Source organism: Silanimonas sp. (genome assembly GCF_044377035.1).
Lineage (GTDB): Bacteria > Pseudomonadota > Gammaproteobacteria > Xanthomonadales > Xanthomonadaceae > Silanimonas.
Window position 1 is genome coordinate 26,168 of sequence record NZ_JBILJW010000014.1, and the last position, 16,722, is coordinate 42,889.

At 69.7% G+C, this 16,722-nt stretch carries 13 protein-coding genes and 1 tRNA gene; 4 read left to right on the top strand and 10 right to left on the bottom strand.

Annotation, left to right across the window (positions count from 1 at the left end):
- Positions 1-39: 39 nt before the first annotated feature.
- Both ACIQ6S_RS09310 and ACIQ6S_RS09315 read right to left on the bottom strand, forming a co-directional pair.
- Positions 40-915 (bottom strand): alpha/beta fold hydrolase, encoded by an 876-nt coding sequence (locus ACIQ6S_RS09310; protein ID WP_397608117.1) that lies wholly within the window; start codon positions 913-915, stop codon positions 40-42.
- Positions 916-1,047: 132 nt separating this feature from the next.
- The gene (locus tag ACIQ6S_RS09315) at positions 1,048-3,432 is read right to left on the bottom strand and encodes a TonB-dependent receptor (protein ID WP_397608118.1); all 2,385 of its coding nucleotides are present in this window, start codon (positions 3,430-3,432) and stop codon (positions 1,048-1,050) included.
- A gap of 142 nt (positions 3,433-3,574) precedes the next feature.
- Here ACIQ6S_RS09315 and ACIQ6S_RS09320 point away from each other — a divergent pair, with 142 nt between their 5' ends.
- Entirely contained in the window at positions 3,575-5,707 is a 2,133-nt protein-coding gene (locus ACIQ6S_RS09320; RefSeq protein WP_397608119.1) for an alkaline phosphatase D family protein, read from the top strand.
- 43 nt (positions 5,708-5,750) lie between these two features.
- Entirely contained in the window at positions 5,751-7,640 is a 1,890-nt protein-coding gene (locus ACIQ6S_RS09325; protein ID WP_397608120.1) for a patatin-like phospholipase family protein, read from the top strand.
- On the opposite strand, the gene ACIQ6S_RS09330 is transcribed toward ACIQ6S_RS09325, so the two are convergent.
- A complete protein-coding gene (locus tag ACIQ6S_RS09330) occupies positions 7,627-8,316 on the bottom strand; it encodes a response regulator (protein ID WP_397608121.1) in 690 nt (229 codons plus the stop codon). The genes ACIQ6S_RS09325 and ACIQ6S_RS09330 overlap by 14 nt on opposite strands.
- Positions 8,294-11,302 carry an ATP-binding protein gene (locus tag ACIQ6S_RS09335; RefSeq protein WP_397608122.1) on the bottom strand — a complete coding sequence of 1,003 codons (3,009 nt, stop codon included), beginning with the start codon at positions 11,300-11,302 and terminating at the stop codon, positions 8,294-8,296. Before ACIQ6S_RS09335 ends, ACIQ6S_RS09330 begins: the two co-directional genes overlap by 23 nt.
- A 335-nt stretch (positions 11,303-11,637) precedes the next feature.
- Between ACIQ6S_RS09335 and ACIQ6S_RS09340 the strand changes: the two genes are divergently transcribed.
- A complete protein-coding gene (locus ACIQ6S_RS09340; RefSeq protein WP_397608123.1) occupies positions 11,638-12,042 on the top strand; it encodes a hypothetical protein in 405 nt (134 codons plus the stop codon).
- Between the two features lie 61 nt (positions 12,043-12,103).
- Entirely contained in the window at positions 12,104-12,748 is a 645-nt protein-coding gene (locus tag ACIQ6S_RS09345) for a response regulator transcription factor (RefSeq protein ID WP_397608124.1), read from the top strand.
- 36 nt (positions 12,749-12,784) lie between these two features.
- On the opposite strand, the gene ACIQ6S_RS09350 is transcribed toward ACIQ6S_RS09345, so the two are convergent.
- The 6 genes from ACIQ6S_RS09350 to ACIQ6S_RS09375 all read right to left on the bottom strand — a co-directional run bounded on the left by ACIQ6S_RS09350 (position 12,785) and on the right by ACIQ6S_RS09375 (position 16,628).
- A complete protein-coding gene (locus tag ACIQ6S_RS09350) occupies positions 12,785-13,339 on the bottom strand; it encodes a DUF2058 domain-containing protein (protein ID WP_397608125.1) in 555 nt (184 codons plus the stop codon).
- Positions 13,340-13,524: 185 nt separating this feature from the next.
- Entirely contained in the window at positions 13,525-14,346 is an 822-nt protein-coding gene (locus tag ACIQ6S_RS09355) for a redoxin family protein (RefSeq protein WP_397608126.1), read from the bottom strand.
- Between the two features lie 30 nt (positions 14,347-14,376).
- Complete coding sequence (locus ACIQ6S_RS09360; RefSeq protein WP_397608127.1) at positions 14,377-15,204, bottom strand: dimethylarginine dimethylaminohydrolase family protein; 828 nt, start codon at positions 15,202-15,204, stop codon at positions 14,377-14,379.
- A complete protein-coding gene (locus ACIQ6S_RS09365; protein ID WP_397608128.1) occupies positions 15,197-16,051 on the bottom strand; it encodes a lysophospholipase in 855 nt (284 codons plus the stop codon). The genes ACIQ6S_RS09360 and ACIQ6S_RS09365 overlap by 8 nt, the downstream gene beginning before the upstream one ends.
- Positions 16,052-16,111: 60 nt before the next feature.
- Positions 16,112-16,501: a DUF2237 family protein gene (locus ACIQ6S_RS09370; protein WP_397608129.1), complete on the bottom strand. Its 390-nt coding sequence runs from the start codon at positions 16,499-16,501 to the stop codon at positions 16,112-16,114.
- Between the two features lie 50 nt (positions 16,502-16,551).
- Positions 16,552-16,628 (bottom strand) — tRNA-Met (locus ACIQ6S_RS09375).
- Between the last annotated feature and the right edge of the window lie 94 nt (positions 16,629-16,722).

A 16,722-nucleotide genomic window follows, 5' to 3' on the forward strand; every position in this document is an offset into this window, starting at 1 on the left:
AGGCGTGCATTCTGCCACGGGCGCCGCCGAGGCCCGGATTCAGGCCTCGCCGAGGAAGGCCGCCACGCGGGCCGCCGTGGCCTCGGGTTGGGCCAGCATGAAGCAGTGGGAGCCTTGGATCGCGTCGACGCGGACGTGGGGGTGTCGGGCGGCCAGCCGTCGCGCGGAAGGGCCGACAAAGGGCAGCGTGCGGTCCCCGTGGATGAGCAGGGTCGGGGTGGCGAGCCGGTCGAGCTGCCGCCACAGGCCGACGGGACCCGAGCTGAAGATCGTGGCCTCGATGGACGTTGGGCACTTCAGCGTGACGCCCTCGCCGTCCTCCCGCAGGCCATGGTCGACATAGGCCCGCAGAGCGTCGTCCCGCCAGTCGGCAAACACGCCACGGCCGCGGAAGCGGGCGAAGGCGTCGTCGCGCGAAGGCCAGCGCGTGCGCCGGCGACGGGTGGCGCGCACCAGGGGCAAGGCCCCCTGCCAGCCGAGGCGCTCAAGCAGGGCGACCGTCGCGGCCACCAGCGGCGTGTAAATCACCGGGTCGAGCAGGACGATGCGCCGGAACAGTCCCGGGTCGGCCGCGGCCATCAGGGCGGTGAGCACGCCGCCGAAGCTGTGGCCCACCGCGAACACCGGCACGGTGGGTGAGGGGTGGTGGGCGCGGAAGGCACGCGTGGCCATCGCCCCGTTGGCGTTCCAGCCGAGGAAGCGCTCGCCGGCATCGCTGTCACCGTGGCCTTGGGCATCACAGAGCCACAGATCGAAGCGCTCGGCCAGGGGCGCGAGCATCGGCGCGTAGGTGCGCGCGCACAGGCCGTTGCCGTGGAGCACGTGCAGCAGCGGCAGGCCGCGGGGTGGCGTGTGCCAGCCGCGCAGGGTGAGGCCGTGTTCCGGGTCGGCGTGCTGCCAGCGTTCGAGATCCAAGGGCGATGGCTTGCGTTGGGGTGGCGCGCACTATGGCGTCGGCCGGGTTCCTCGGCCAGCCCAAACGAAATCCGCCCCGGGGAGCGGGGCGGACGTCGTGGTGCCTGGAAAGAGCGGATCGAGGCTCGCGGATCAGAAGCGGCCGGTCAGCTCCACGCCCCAGGTGCGCGGCGCACCGACGATGAAGGTCGGCACGCCGAAGTTGAGGCCGGTGTTGCCGGCGTCGATCAGGTACTCGCGATCGCCCGCGTTCTTCACGAAGGCGCCGAGGTCCCAGCGGCCATCACCGAACTCGACACCGACGCGAACGTCGACCAGGCCGTAGCCGGCCTGCTCGATGCCGCGCTGGTTCTGGTCTTCGAAGAACACCTGCGAGCGCCAGTTCCAGCTCGGGCGCACGTAGGCGTCGAGGCCGTCGCCCACGCCGAAGCGCCAGTCGAGGCCGGCCGAGGCCGAGTGCTCCGGCGTCAGGCGGAAGCGGTTGCCCGCGAGGCTCTGGCGACGGCCCGCGTCGTCGCGCTCGTCGAAGCTGGCGTCGACATAGCCGTAGGTGAAGAAGGCCTGCAGGCCGTCGCTGGCGCGGAAGATCACCGAGAGCTCGGCGCCCGTGGCGCTGGCGTTGCCGCCGTTCGCGGTGATCGTGCCGATGCCGTTCGGATTGAGCACGCTGGCCTGGAAGTCGCTGTAGTCGTAGTCGAACACGGCGATGTCGTAGGTCAGCGCCTCGCCGAAGGCGGTGCCCTTCAAGCCGAGCTCATAGCTCATCACCACTTCGGCCGGGATGAAGTTGGGCGTGCCGTTGCCGCCGGTCGGGAACTCGATGACGTCCGGACGGCGGCCGCGCGAAACGCTGGCATAGCCGTTGAGCGTGTCGCTGAAGCGGTAGGCGGCCACGACGCGACCCACGAAGGACGAGTAGGTGTCTTCGGCGAAGCGACGCGCCACCGGGCGGAACAGGATGTTCGGAATCGCGACGTTGGTCGGGGCGGCCGGCAGGACCTGACCGAGCGGCGAGAGACCGCCGAAGGTCAAGGCTTCGTAGCCCGAGCGCACGTCCTCGCGCGTCCCGCGCAGGCCGAGTGTCAGGTCGAAGCGGTCGGTGACCGACCAGGTGCCGTCGGCGAAGATATCCATCGCATCGACCTCGCCGAAGTTCGTGTACTCCTCGCGATGGCTGGCGCGCAGCGGCAGCGGCGTGCCGAGCGGGATGCCCGGGATGCCCAGCGCCGGGAACGCCGTGTAGCCGAGGAACGGCGTGAGGTTGGGGTTGAGCGGGCTGACCACGGGCAGCTGGATCAGCCCGCCCGTCGCACCGGCGACACCCGCGCGCAGGGCCGGCGAGAGCAGGGCGCCGAGCTGGCGCTCGTCGGTGCTGAACGGCACGCGCTGGAAGCCATCCTCCTTGAACCAGCTGATGCCACCGAAGCCGCGGAAGGCGCCGCCGTTGTCGTAGTTGAAGCGGAACTCGTGGCTCCACTGCTCGCCCTCGGCGTCCTCGGCGAACTCCAGCGCATTCAGCTGCGAGCCGTCGGCGTCGAACTCTTCCAGCGAAGCGAATTCGCGCCAGCCGCTGATGGTCGAGAGGCTCCACGACTCGTTGATGGCGAACTGGCCCAGCACGGTGAAGCCGGTGACGTGGCGGTCGAGGCCGAGCTGCTCGCCGCGGTTCAGGTCGGCGGTGCCATCGAACAGGTCGCGGCTGCCCGCGCGCGTGGGCAGCACGTTGGTGCGGAAGGCGGTGCCCGGCGGCGTATCCACCTGGTGGTTGAAGATCACGTCGACACGGTTCGTGTCGCCGAGGTCGAGGCCGAGGGACAGGCGCAGCGCGCTGGTGTCCTTACCGTTGAGGTGGCCGCCCGAGAGGTTCTCGACGAAGCCTTGGTTCTTCTCGTGGTAAACGGCGAGGCGCATCGCCAGCGACTCGGACAGCGGGGCGTTGGCGTAGCCACTGGCACGACGCCATTCGTCGCTGCCCAGGCCCACGGTGAAGCCACTTTCGTAGCCCTGGAAGGCCTTCTTCTGCACCAGATGCACGGCGCCGACCTGCGCACCGCGGCCGAACAGCGTGCCCTGCGGGCCGCGCAGCACTTCGACGCGCTCGAGGTCGAAGGGCTGCACCACGGCGCCGCGGGCGCGCGAGATGGCGATGCCGTCCTGGAAGACCGAGACGCGAGGCGGCGAGAACGACGCGCCGCTGTCGGAGGTGATACCGCGGATCACGAAGCCGGGGTTGTTCGGGCTCTGCTCCTGTACTTCGAGGCCGGGCACGAGGTTGCCGATGTCATCCATGCCGGTGATGCCGAAGCCCTCGAGGAACTCGCCCGAGTAAGCGCTGATCGCGATCGGCACCTCCTGAACCTGCTGCTCGCGCTTCTGCGCCGTCACCACGATCGTGTCGATCATCGTGGCGTCGACGCTGGCCGCCCCGGCGGTGGGGGCGTCCTGGGCGAACGCGGGGGCCGCGACGAGGACGAGGGCGGCGTGGATCGCCGAGGCAAGCAGGGTGGGGCGACGCATCGAGGGGAACTCCATGGGGTGTTGGAGACGCCAGCGTCGTCGCGAGTCGTTGCAATGCCGTTAAAAGCGACAACCGGTCACGGTCCTGAAAGATGCGGGGGCTGGAATAGCCGGCTGCCTTCCCCCCTCTGTTGGCCAACCGATGCCCCCCATCAGCCGCCGCGCCGTGCTGCGCCTGCTTTCCGTGACCGCCGCCGCCGTGGTGCTGCCACTGCATGCCCGTCGCTTCGCGGCCACGCTGCCCATCGATGCGTCCCTGTTCCCGCAGGCCGTGGCGTCGGGCGACCCGTCGGCGCGGAGCGTGGTGCTGTGGACGCGCCTCGCACCGCAGGCGTGGGGGCGGGAGGTCGTTCTGCAGGTCGCGGAGGACGCGGGCTTCGAACGCCTTCGCGTCGAGCGTGCATTCGCCGTGGGTGCCGAAACCGACGGCTGTCTGAAGGTCCGCGTCGACGATCTCGAATCCGGCACCGCGTGGCATTACCGCTTCGTCATCGAGGGCGGGCCCGCGGCAGCATCGCCCGTGGGCCGCACCCTCACCCTCCCGGGCGATGACGAGGAGCGCGACCTGCGCCTCGCCGTGCTCAGCTGCCAGGACTACAACGGCCGCTGGTACAACACGCTGCTGCCGCTGCTGGAAGAACCGCTCGATGCCATCGTGCATCTCGGCGACTTCATCTACGAGACCACGGGCGATCCGTCCTTCCAGAGTGGCGACGGGCGGCGGGTGGTGTTCGACGACGCGGCGGGCGCGCTCACGCTCGGCGACGGCGGGTTCCAGTCGGCGCGCAGCCTCGACAACTACCGCCAGTTGCACCGCGAATACCGCACGGACCCGGTGCTGCAGGCCTTGCTGGCCAAGGCGCCGCTGATCGCCATCTGGGACGACCACGAGTTCGCCGACGACGCCTGGCAGGACGTGGCGACCTTCCACGACGGCCGCCAGGACGAACGCGATGCGGCGCGGCGGCGGGCGTCGGAGCAGGCGTGGTTCGAGTACATGCCGGTCGATGTCGGCGGCGCGTTCGAAGGCGCGGCCGTGGACGCTGGCGCGCTGCACCCCGCGACGCGCATCTGGCGCGAGTTCCGTTTCGGCCGTCGAGCGTCGCTGTGCATGACCGACTACCGCAGCGCGCGTCCCGACCACCTCGTCCCCGAAGATGCTTTCCCAGGCGCGATGGTGTTCGACGAGCCGACGCTGCAGGACGCTCTTCCGCGCATCGGCGAATCCTTTGACGGGTGGCGTTCGCGGCTTCAGCCCTACATCGACATCAACACGCCTGAGTACCGGCGCTGGCGCCGGCCCTTGGCCCGCGCGCTGCACAAAGCCTATGCCGCCGAGGGCCTCGCGAAGGCGGACGTCCGGGCGAGGATCGATGCCGTTCTCGCCGCGCCGATGGCCTTGCCGGTGGTCAACGCCATCCTCGCCCGCCATGACGCGGCCGCGCCGTTCTTCCTCGATGCAGGCGCCATCCCCGAATCGCCGGACCTGCCGCGCGGACTGAGCTGGGCCGGTGTGGGCAAGTCGCGGTTGTTCGATGCCGTCGGCAGCCGCTATTTCGTTCTGGCGGAGGGGTTCGGCCTGTTGGCCCGCTTGCGTGCCGCCGGCATCGGCGGCCCGCTCGGCAGCGCATTGGGCGCTCCGCAGGCCGCGTGGCTCGCCGGAGCGGCCGAGCGCCACCGTGATGCGCGCTGGCGCCTGGTGGCCAGTTCAGTGTCCTTTACCCCGTTGCGCCTCGACCTGCGCCGGCCCGAGGTCCAGGCCCCCGCCGGCTGGGCGCACGAAGTGCTGCTCAACGTCGACCACTGGGATGGCTTTCCCGTGGAGCGCGACGCCTGGCTCGACCACTTCGACGGCGAAGGTGCGGTCCTGCTGAGTGGCGACATCCACGCCAGCTTCGCCAGCCAGCACCGGCCGCGTGTCGTCGAGTTCACGACGCCGGCGGTGTCGTCCAAGAGTCTCGGCGCCATCCTCGAGCGCAACGCGGGTGGCGACGCCGCGACGCGCGAGGCGGGGGCTCGCCTCGCCGCCAACCTCGACGCCCTGCTGCTCGCTGGCTACGGCGGCCTGCGTTACGCGCAGACACGGCGCAATGGCGCGATGCTTCTGGCGATCGGTCGCGACGAATTGCGGGTCCGCTATCTCGAGTTGGAGGCGGAGCGGGTCGCCGAGCGCCACTACGCGGATCCGGCGGCACTGGCGACGGCGCGGCATGAACGCCGCTTCCGCGTGCGGCGCGAGGACGGGTCGCTGACGCTGCTGGCCGATCCGGACTGAGCCGCCGCGACGCCGCGGGGCCGGCATCGCCTACCATGCGGCGATGCCCACGCCAGCACCGCCATCGGACGCCGCCGGCTTCCACCAGCGCCTGCTCGAGGACACCCTCGCCGAGGTGTTTGGCGAGCTCGAGCCGGGCCTCTTCGCCAGCCTCCAGCCGCGGCTCACCACGCTCGAGCTGCCGGGAGGTACGGTCCTGATGCGCGAGGGTGAGCCTTCCGATGCGCTCTACTTGGTGCTCTCGGGGCGGCTCGTCGCCAGCCGCGGTGCGGATGCGGTACTTGGCGAGATCGGCCGCGGCGAGCCGATCGGCGAAATGGGGGTGATTACCGGCGCGCCGCGCACGGCCACCGTGCGCGCACTGCGCGACAGCGTGCTGGTGCGGCTCGATGGTGCCGACTTCATCGACGTCCTCCAGCGCTGGCCACGGGCTGGGCTGCCGCTCGCGCGCAAGCTGATCGAACGCCTGTCGAGAAAGCGCGGCAGCGCGCGGCGACAGGGCTTCATCAACGTCTGCGTGCTGCCTTTGCAGGCGGCAATCGACGGCGATGACCTCGCATCGCGCCTGCACGCCGAGCTCTCCGCGCTATCGGCGGACGACTCGTCAGCCGGTGCGGTCGCCCTGCACGATCGTCGCAGCGTGGAAGCGGCACTCGGCTTGGATATCGAGGCCGTGGAAGCCGAGGCGCTCGGCGAGCATCGACGCCTGCTCGACTGGCTCGACCAGCAGGAAGCCGCGCATGCGCTGCAGGTGTTCGTGGCCGATTCGGCCGACACCGCCTGGACGCGCCTGTGCCTGCGTCAGGCCGACCTGGTGTTGCTGGCGACCGATGCCGATGCCGATCCCGCGCCGCAGGGCGTGGAGCTCGCCCATCTCGTTGGCGACGCGCGGCGCATCGCCGCGCACCAGGCGCTGTGGCTGGTGCACCCCGACGACCGGCGACGGCCCCGCGATACCGCGGCCTGGTTGGCGGCGCGCCCGCACCTCGCGGTCGATGGCCTGTCGCACCTGCACCTGCGGCGTGGGCATCCCGGTGATTGGCGGCGGGTCGCGCGCATCGTTGCGGGCCGCGCTATCGGCCTCGTGCTGGCCGGCGGTGGAGCGCGCGGCTTCGCCCACGTCGGCGTGATGCAGGCACTCGAAGAGCGGGGCATCGAATGGGATGTCGTCGGCGGCACCAGCATCGGCGCGGTGATGGGCTTCTACGCCGCCACCGGCCTGCCGGCCTCGCGCGTGCGTGCGCTGGCCGGCGAGGCGTTCCGCCGCAACCCGACCGGCGACGTGAACTGGGTGCCGGTGATGTCGCTGCTGCGTGGCCGACGCCTGAAGCGCGTGATCGACGACGCCGTCGCCGAGGCGTTCGATGGCGCGGCGGACATCGAGGATCTGTGGAAGCCGTTCTTCTGCGTGGCGTCCAACTGCTCGCGGCAGCGGGCCGACGTGCTGCGGCGCGGCCGCCTGTCGGAGGCGCTGCGCGCGAGCGTCTCGATCCCGGCCGCGCTGCCGCCGGTGCTGCGCGACGGCGAGTTGCTCGTCGATGGCGGCACCTTCAACAACTACCCCGTCGACCTGATGCGCGCGGCGGGCGCGGTACGGGTGATCGGCGTGGACCTGAGCCAGGACGCCTACCGCGCGCTCGACCACGCCGACGTGCCGTCGCCTTGGGCGTTCCTGCTCGACCGTCTGTTCCGTCGTCGCGACGGACGGCGCTACAAGGATTTCCCGAGCCTCGGGACGACGGTGGTCAACGTCGCGCTGATGGCCAGCACCTCGCACCAGAAGCGAATGCGCGAACTCGTCGACCTCGCGTTCCAACCGGACGTCTCGGATGTCGGCCTGCTGCAGTGGCGGGCATTCGACCGCGTGGTCGCGATCGGGCTCGACCACGCACGTGCGGTGCTTGCGACGCGCGAGGACTTCAAGCGTTGTTGACCTGGTCGTCCACGCGGTCGAGGATCTCCTGCAGCTCGCGCGCCACCCGCGTCCGGTCGAAGTGGAGGGCGCTTTCCTCGCGGATGCGCTTCGCGATGCGCGAGCCATGCCACAGCCCCAAGGTCAGGCAGCCGGTGTTGACGGTGTCGATCCGTGGCCAAAGGGCCCCGGCCGACGGCAGGTCGTTGACCTCGCTCTGCAGTTGCCTCACCTGCTTTGCGAGCGAGTCGAGGTAAACCATCAGCCGCTCCCCGGGGATGCGAAGGCGTTGCTGGGTGGCGGACGGCGGTTCGGCCGCGGCCATCCACGCGTGGCCGATGGCGCGCGCGACGCTGCATTCCGCGGACTCAACGTCGAAGGGTTTGACGAGGTAATGCTCCACGCCCAGTCCCATGGCCTGCTTCACCGTGCCGACGTCCGATGCCGAGGTCACGAGTACGAAGGGCAGATCGGTCAAGCCTGGGTGCGCGCGCACCTTCCGCAACAGTTCGATGCCGTTGAGGCGCGGCATGTGCAGGTCGCTCAGCACCGCGGCCGGCGTCATTCCGCCGAGCAGCAGGTCCCAGGCTTCCATGCCGTCCTTGGCCTCGACCGGATCGAGCATTTCGAAACGGGACATCAGGTCGATGAGGGCCATCCGCGACACGGCGTCGTCATCGACGAGCAGGATCTTCATGCGGCTCTCCAAGAGTGTCGGGGTCCAGCAAGGTCAGGAGGCGGGGCGTCTCGGCATCCATGAAGGGCCAATCCTCGCGGTCGGCGGCCTTCTCCAGTTCGCCCGCGAGCCGATGCAGGGGGCCGTCCGGGGCGAGGAAGCCAGCGCTGCCCTTGATGCCATGGAACTGCTGTGCGAGCTCGATGGCGTGGCGGGCTTCGAAGCTGGCGACCAGGGCGCGGCGGCGTTCCGGCAGGTCTGCGAGGAAGGCTCCCCACATGCGCGAGCGCAGGTCCGCGGGCCCGGCCTTGCGCTTCGTCGGTGGAGCGCCCGCGCGTTCCGCGCCGGATAGCGGGGTGTCGGTCCTGCCCTGCGGCGGAGGCGCCGGTGCGTTCGCGGGTGCCTCCACGATGCCGAACAGTGCATCGAGAGCGGCGCCCGGATCCTGGTCCTGCGGTGGCAGCGGGCGGCCCTCCGCGAGCAGTCGCCCGACCATTCGTTCGAGCAGGGCATGCAGCTCACGCTCGTTGATCGGCTTGGACAGGAACTCGTCCATGCCGGATTCCAGGTAGAGCCGCCGGTCCTCCGAGGTGGCGTTCGCGGTGAGAGCGATGATCGGCAGGCCAGGGCGACGCACGCGCACGTGGTCGATGCCGCCGGCGCGGATGTGGCGCGTGGCGGTGGCGCCATCCATCTCCGGCATCCGCCCATCCATCAGCACCAGGTCGTAGTCGCGGCGGGCAAGCGCATCGATGGCGAGCTTGCCGTTCTCGACGATGTCGACGTCGTGGCCGCGATCCTCGAGCAGCGTGCGGATGATGATCTGGTTGGTGGGGTAATCCTCGGCGCAGAGGATGGCGAGGCGGTGCGTGTGCGGTGACTGCGCGTCGTCCTCGGCGCTATCCGGTGCGTTGCCGTTGGGCAGCGGAAGTGCGAACCAGAAGCGCGTGCCGAGGCCGGGCTTCGAGTCGGCGTTCATCGTCCCACCCATCAGTTCCACGAGGTTGCGCGAGATCGCCAGGCCGAGGCCGGTGCCGCCGTACTTGCGCGTGGTCGAGGTGTCGGCCTGGGTGAAGGCATCGAACAGCCGCTGCATCGCTTCGGGCTGGATGCCAATGCCCGTGTCCTGCACCGCGAACTCCACCATCGGCACGCCGTCCGCCTGAAGCCGGTGGCGGACGCTGACCGTCACGCTGCCCACTTCGGTGAACTTCACGGCATTGCCCACCAGGTTCACCAGCACTTGCCGCAGCCGAGTGGGGTCGCCCTTCGACCAGTCGGGTAATGCGTTCTCCACGTGCACCTTCAGCATCACGCTCTTCGCCGAAGCGCGGTCGGCCATGAGCTCGTAGAGGTCGTCGACGACCGCGCGGACGGAGAAGTCGACGCTCTCGACGGCCATCTTCCGTGCCTCGATCTTCGAGAAATCGAGGATGTCGTTGATGATGGTCATCAGGGCGCGGGCGTTCTCCTGCGCCAACTCGATCTGGTCGCGCGTCCCCGGCGAGAGATGGCGGTCGCGCAACGCGAAGCCCTGCATGCCGATCACGCCAGCCATCGGCGTGCGGATCTCGTGGCTCATCATCGCGAGGAATTCGCTCTTGGTGTGGTTCGCCTGCTCGGCTTGCTCGCGCGCGCGGTCGGCCGACGTCTTTGCTTCGAGCGCGTCCCGCAAGGAGGATTCGGCAAGTCCTTCAAGCATCTTGCGCTCCGTCAGGTCCTGCACCACGACCACCGCCGCCTCGCGCTGGCCGTCGACCGAGGCATCGGTCCGGTGGACGGCGATCCAGCGCCGATCGCCTTCCGCCGTGGTGATGGCGATGTCCCCCGCCTTCGCGAGTCGCGGGTCGACGGGTTGGTCCTGCAGCGAGCCGGAGGCCTCGCCGAGGATCCGGTGAAGCTCGGGATTGGCCATCACGACGCGGCCATCGCCTTCGATCATCAGGCCGACGGGGGCGGAGTTGAACACCGCGTGCTGCTGGCTGTAGAGCTCTGCGATGGAGCGCGTCCGCTCATGGACGAGGCGCTCCAGGCGCTCGCGGTAGCCGCGACGGGCCAGCGAGTGCTGGATCTGGCTCGCCATGAAGCCGAGTACCGACTGGTCGCGCTCGGTGTAGACGACGCCGTGCGTATAGGACTGCACCACCATGGCGCCGACGACCTCGCCATCGACGAGCATCGGGACGCCCAGCCAGTTCTTGGCATCGCTGCCGATCCCGCGGAGCTCGCCGCGAACCTGTGCCGCCACGTCCGCCATGGTGCCGCGCAGCGGCCTTCCGCCGGTGAGAAGGTGCCATGTGAGGCCGTGCTTGATGTTATCGACGGGGACGTCCCCGAAGATCGCGTCGTCCTGCTCGTCGACGTAGTAGTCGAAGCGGATCGTTCCCTGCTCCCGGTCGAGGGAGACGATGTAGAAGTTCCGCGCGTACATCAGGCGCTCGACCACGCGGTGCATGGCTTCGAGCATCGCCTCGTCGCTCTCGGCGTGGTCGGCCAGTTCGCTGATGTCGAACAGGGCCTTCTGCAATCGCTCCTTCTCGCCGATCTCGGCGATCTGCGCGGCCATTCTTGCACTCTGCCGGTTCCACTGCGACGCAAAGGTGGCCGCGAAGAGGCCGAAGGCGAGCATCGCCCCGCAATAGGCCGCGATGAAAAGCAGTCCGCTCTTCGGTGCCGCGATCGCCGTGACCGCGACCAGCATGGTGGCGAGCAGGGTCCAAGCCTCGCGGGAGCGGAGGAGCAGGAAGTTGACCGCGACCAGCGGGAAGGCGACGAAGAACCCGTGCTCGCCCAGCCGGGCGGCGGCCCATACCGAGAAGGCCGTGCCGGCGATGGTCATCACGTAGGTCGCGACCGCCAGACGACCTGTCATGAGCACGTGGACGAAGCACGCAAAGGCAAGGCCCGACGTCGCGAGGTCGGCGATGGCTAGGGCCCACTCGCCGCGCATGGCCCGGGCGACGACGAAGGGTAGGAGCACGCAGCCTGCGACCAGGGACAGGATCATGAGGACCGCGACTCGATGGTCGTCGCGGGCCGAACGCCAGCGTTGGACCAGTGAACGGATGGCTTGCATCGCGCACCTCCGCCAGAACGTCGGGTCCGCGGGGCGCGGGCCCAAGCTTGAACGCTAGTCCGCGCAACGCGTTTCGTGATTCGGGAAAAGCCCGATCAGCAAACGTGACCACGATCGCAGGCCGCGCCCCTGTTCTTCCGATTGCAAACGCGCGTCCGTGACGCACGTCGAGGATCCGAACAGAAGTCGTTGCGGATGCGCCGGGAGGAGGGTCGCGCCTTACCGTCATCGCATCCGGGCCGCCGGCCCCGATCGACGAGGACGCCATGAGCATCCGCTGCCCCGATTTCGACGCCAGTACGTTGGAAGCCCTGACCGGGGACGATCCCCGTCAGCTGCGCCGCTTCTACCTCATGTTCCAGGCCGTGTGCCGATGGCAGCACGAGGCACTGTGCCGCGAGGCGACCCAGGGCCACTTGGAGGAGGCGGCCCGGTGCGCCCGACGCCTGAAGGTCTCGTGCTTCACCGTTGGTGCCTTGGCGCTTGGCCATGCGTACAGCCGCATCGAATCCATCGCCAGTCGTTGGGACGGCGATGAGCTGCGTGCCAGCCTTGTCGATATCGAAGCGCAGCTCGAGTACACGCTCGCCAACCTCGGTGATATCGCCGTGGGCATCGCCGGGCGTGAGATGCCGGTGCTGCGGCGGGCCGCCGCCGAGGCCCGCCCATGAAGACCGCCCGCGCAACGGTAGGGTAGCCTTGGACGTGGGGACCATGGATCAGGGGGCGCGCATGCCGGTGATCGTGTGGGTGGTCGACGATGACGACCACCTTCGTACTCTGCTCGTCGATGTGCTGAAGGCATTCGGCCTCGACGCCCGAGGCGCCTCCGGTGCCGACGCCTTTCTGCTGGCCTACGCGGACGTGGGGCGGGGCCACCCGCAGGTGCTGTCGATTGATTACTCGATGCCCGGCACCGACGGCATCGCCGCGTTGCGTCTGGCAAGGCGCGCGGGTTTCGACGGTCCGGCGCTGATGCTGTCCGGCGTCGTCGATCTGCCCCATGTGGTCGAAGCGATGCAGCAAGGCATGCTCACCGTGCTGCCCAAGCCGGTCGACCTCGAGGCCTATGCCCGCCAAGTCGGCGAAGCTGCCGCCGTGGCCGAGCAGGAGCACCGTCGCCGCGAGGAACGGGAACGGCAGAGCGCCAGGTTCGCCCTGTTGACCGCACGCGAGTCGGAGGTCCTGGTGGCCTTGGGCGAGGGGCTGATGAACAAGCAGGTCGCCGATCGCTTGGGCCTCAGCATCAAGACGGTGGAGACGCATCGCCACCATTTGATGGAGAAGCTCGAACTGCATACCGCGGGTGCGTTGATGCGCTGTGCGGTCGAGTACCGGCTGCGTGCGGCGGACGAGGGGCGCGAAACCCTGCACTGACGCCGCGGTGTCCTCGGGAACGCCCGAGGCGGCGTGTCACCAGACGAGGTCGTCCGGCACCGTGAACTGCGCGTAGTACGCGTCGTCCTCGGTGCTGCCCGCGGTGGCTGCGGTGTCGGCGGCGCTGCGGTTGTCGAGCACGATCAGATCGGGAGCGCGCTCGCGCACCTTCTCAGCGGCGAGTCGCGGCAACAGCGCCACGCCATCCTCGAAGCGCACGATCACCAGTTGGCCATTGGCGAGCTGGCGTCGCGTGGCCTCATCGACCAGCAGGCTGCGGATCGCGCCGTCGATCGGATACCGGTATTCGATGTCGCCCTTCACCGCGACGCGCTTGTCGAGGGTGATCTGGCGCGCCTGCGCGCGCAGCGCCTTGGCCTGCGCCTCGGCCTTCTGGGCTGCGGCCAACGCGCGGTCGCGTTCGACCTTTTCTTCGCGGGCGCGCTCGGCCTCGCGCTGGATTTCGGCAGCGGCCGACGGCGCTTCGCCGCGACGTGCCTTCTCCTGCTCGCGTGCAGCTTCGGCGGCCTTCGACTTCTTCGCGAGACCGGCCTTGAGCAGTTGTTCCTGCAGGGCGTTGAGCTTGGCCATGGGGCGATCGGGCTTGGCGTTTCGGGGCGGCAAGGATACCGCCGCCCGACGGCCGCGACGCTGTTCGGCTTCGCGCCGCCGGGCGTCTCGGCCTCCGCGATGGCCGTGGTGGTGGGTGTGCTGGCCGCGGTGCTGTTCGAATGGCTGAAGCGCGTGGACTGGGTCCGAAAGGCGCTGGGCGGCACCTAGGGCGGCATCGGCAGCTTTGTGGAGTTACCGGCCAGTCGCGCCGCGATGCCGGCGCGGGTGAGTTCACCGACGTGCACGTCTATCAACCGCCCCTGCGCATCGAAGAACAGCGTCGTGGGCAGGCCGCGCGCTCCGGCGTCTTGCGAGAGCTGCGAAAGCCGATCCACCAGCACAAGGTCGAGCGCGAGGTTCTGGCTCTCGAGGTAACGCGTGATGGTGCCGGCGTCCTCGCCCTGGTTCGCGAACACGACGTGCACGTCGTCGTACCAGGCCTGTGCCGCGGCGAGCGCGGGCATTTCGCGTCGGCAGGGTGGGCACCACGTCGCCCACAGGTTCACGACGATCGGCTGGCCCTTCAGCGCGACGAGGCGCGTGCTGCGCCCATCGAGCCCCGTGAGCACGGCGTCGGAGAGGCCGATGGCCCGGGCCTGCCACTGCTGCAAGCCCGCCGTGAGTGCGCCATAGGCGAGCGCCGCGGCGACCAGCCCCGCGAGCAGGGGGCGACGCAGGTCGGGCGTCCGCCACGCGCGCCATCCGGCGAAGGCGAGTGCGGCGATCACGCCCGCGATCGGCAGGTAGCCGCCATCGCCGGGCCGCAGCATCGCCCACGGGTCGGCGGCATACAGCGGCCACCACGCGACGATGAACGCGATGCGGGCGACCACCAGGCCCACGAGCGCAATGTCGAACAAGGCACCGCCAACGGCCGGTTTGGGGTCCGGCAGGCCGCGCGCGCGCCATCGGCCCGCGACGGTGCCCACGCCCCAGGCCGCGACGAGGATCAACACAGTGAAGGGCAGGGGGCCGAGGCTGGTCATGCGCTCATGCTGCCGCCATCGGGGGCAGGATCACGTCGAGGCTGGGTCGGCGTACACGAGGCTCAGGCAGGTCAGGCCGGCTTCGGCTTTCCCGAATTCAACCAGCGGCGTGTCGAACAGCGCATCGGGTGCGTGGCCACGGGCCCGCCAAGCGTCCCGCGCCAACGCGGCAGTTCTCGGCGCTGCGGCATTGATCAGCACGCGATCGTCGACGCGGAGCAGGTTCGCGGCGAAGGGCTCGTCCCCGGGAACGGCGAGTAGTTCGAAGCCGGCCGCGCGCAGGGCCTGCGCATCGACCCATTCCGGATTCACCAGCAGCAATCCCTCGTCGAGCGCGGTGCAGGCGGTCTTGAAGTGCAGGCTGCGGCCGACGGCGAAGGATTCGACCGTGTAGCCGAAGGGCTCGGCGATCGCGTGCAGCTGCGCCACGCCCTCGGCATTGGTGCGCGTGGTGAGGCCCACCATCAGTCGCCGTCCGACGCGCAGCACATCGCCGCCTTCGAGCGTGCCGGGCGCGGTGATGCGAGCAACGGGGCGCCCGAGAGCGCCGGCATCGGCGAGCAGGTGCGCCGGCTCGGCCTCGCGGCTGCGCGTCGGTCGGGTGAGTACCAGCACCTCGTCGAGCACCACGGCGGTGTCTTCCATGAAGACGCTGTCCGGGTGCGCCTCGATCGCGGGCAGCACCGTCACCGAGAGCCCCATGGCCGCCAGGACGTCGCGGTAGGCCGCGTGCTCGCGAGCGATGCCTTCAGCGTCGATCGCCACGCGGTCGAGGTGGGTGAGCTCGCAGGCGTCGAGCAGGCTGCGCGCCGGTTGTCGGACGATGGCGTAGCAGAGCCGGCGGGTCGACTCAGGCATGGCTGGGTGCCGACAGGCCCGCCTGCGCTGCCAGCCACGCGACGAGGCCGGCCCGCACCTTCTCCCGTCCAATCTCGTGCAGGGTTTCGTGGCGCAAGCCCGGCAGGGCCACGAAGGTCTTGTCGGTGCTCGCCGCCTGCGGGAACAGTGCTCGGCTCGCTTCGAAGGACGTCAGCGGGTCGGCCTCGCCATGCATCAGGTAGAGCGGCATCGTCAGGCGCGGCAGGCAGGCTGGGGTGGCGGCCATCGCGGCTTCCAAGGCCAGGAACCATCCCGCCCGCGCCTGGTGGAGGATCAACGGGTCGGCGTCGTGGATCGCGATTTCGGCGGGATCGCTCGTCAGGTGCGCACCGGTGATGCCGCTCGGCATCGCGAATCGGGGCAACAGGCGGCCCAGCACGTGGGCGGCGAGCAGCTTCACGGCGTTCACTTTCATCATCCGCGCGAACATCGGCCCGCTGAGCGCCAAGGCCTGGCAACGCTGCGGCTCCGACGCGGCGAAATGCGTGGCGATCAGCCCGCCCATCGAGTGGCCGAAGACCAGCGCGCCATCCTTCGTGCCGGCCGTCAGCGCCTCGAAGGCGGCGCGGGTGTCGTCGAGGTAATCCTCGAACCGGCGGAGGTCGGCACGCAGTCCGTCCGAGCGCCCATGGCCGCGAAGGTCGAAGGCCAGCGCGTCGAAGCCGGCGTCGGCGAGGGCCTCCAACAGCTCGATGTAGCGCCCGCCATGCTCGGCGAAGCCGTGAATCACGAGGATGCGTGCCTTGGGTGCCGCCGCCGCGTGACGACGGAAGAACAGGCGCGTGCCATCGCTGCTGGTGATGAAGCCTTCCGTCGTCGTGGCCATCGGGCCTCCTGTGGTGGGCGGACGGTATTGCACCACTCTTCCGCGAAAGGCGTGCGCCACTCAGTCCGCCGTGTCGTCCTCGATCGCGTGGTAGCGCAGCGCGGCGAGCGGGACGATCTGCATCGCCTTCTCGTGCGTCGCTTCCAGCCGAACCGGAGGCGCAATACCGGCCTCGAAAGCCTGCATCCAGCGCGAGGCGCACACGCACCACGAATCGCCGGGCTTCAGGCCGGTAAAGCCGAACTCGGGCCGAGGCGTGACCAGATCATTGCCGGCGCGGACGGAGAACTCGAGGAACTCGGCGGTGACCTTGGCGCAGACCGTGTGGCTGCCTTGGTCGTTCTCGTCGGTGCGGCAGCAGCCGTCGCGGAACCAGCCGGTTTTCGGGTCGTGGCTGCAGTCCTCGAGCGGGGTGCCGAGGACGTTGAGGGGGCGGGTCGGGGCGGCCATGCGAGGACCTTTCGGACACAAAAAACCCCGCAGAATCGCGGGGTTAGGTGTGGTGGCTATGGGTGGACTCGAACCACCGACCCCAGCATTATGAGTGCTGTGCTCTAACCGGCTGAGCTACATAGCCACGGGGGCGGGCATTGTCCACGCCGACCGCCGTCGCGTCAACCGGACGACTGAACGGGCACCGTCAGACCCGGTCGCGACGCGGGATCGCCGAT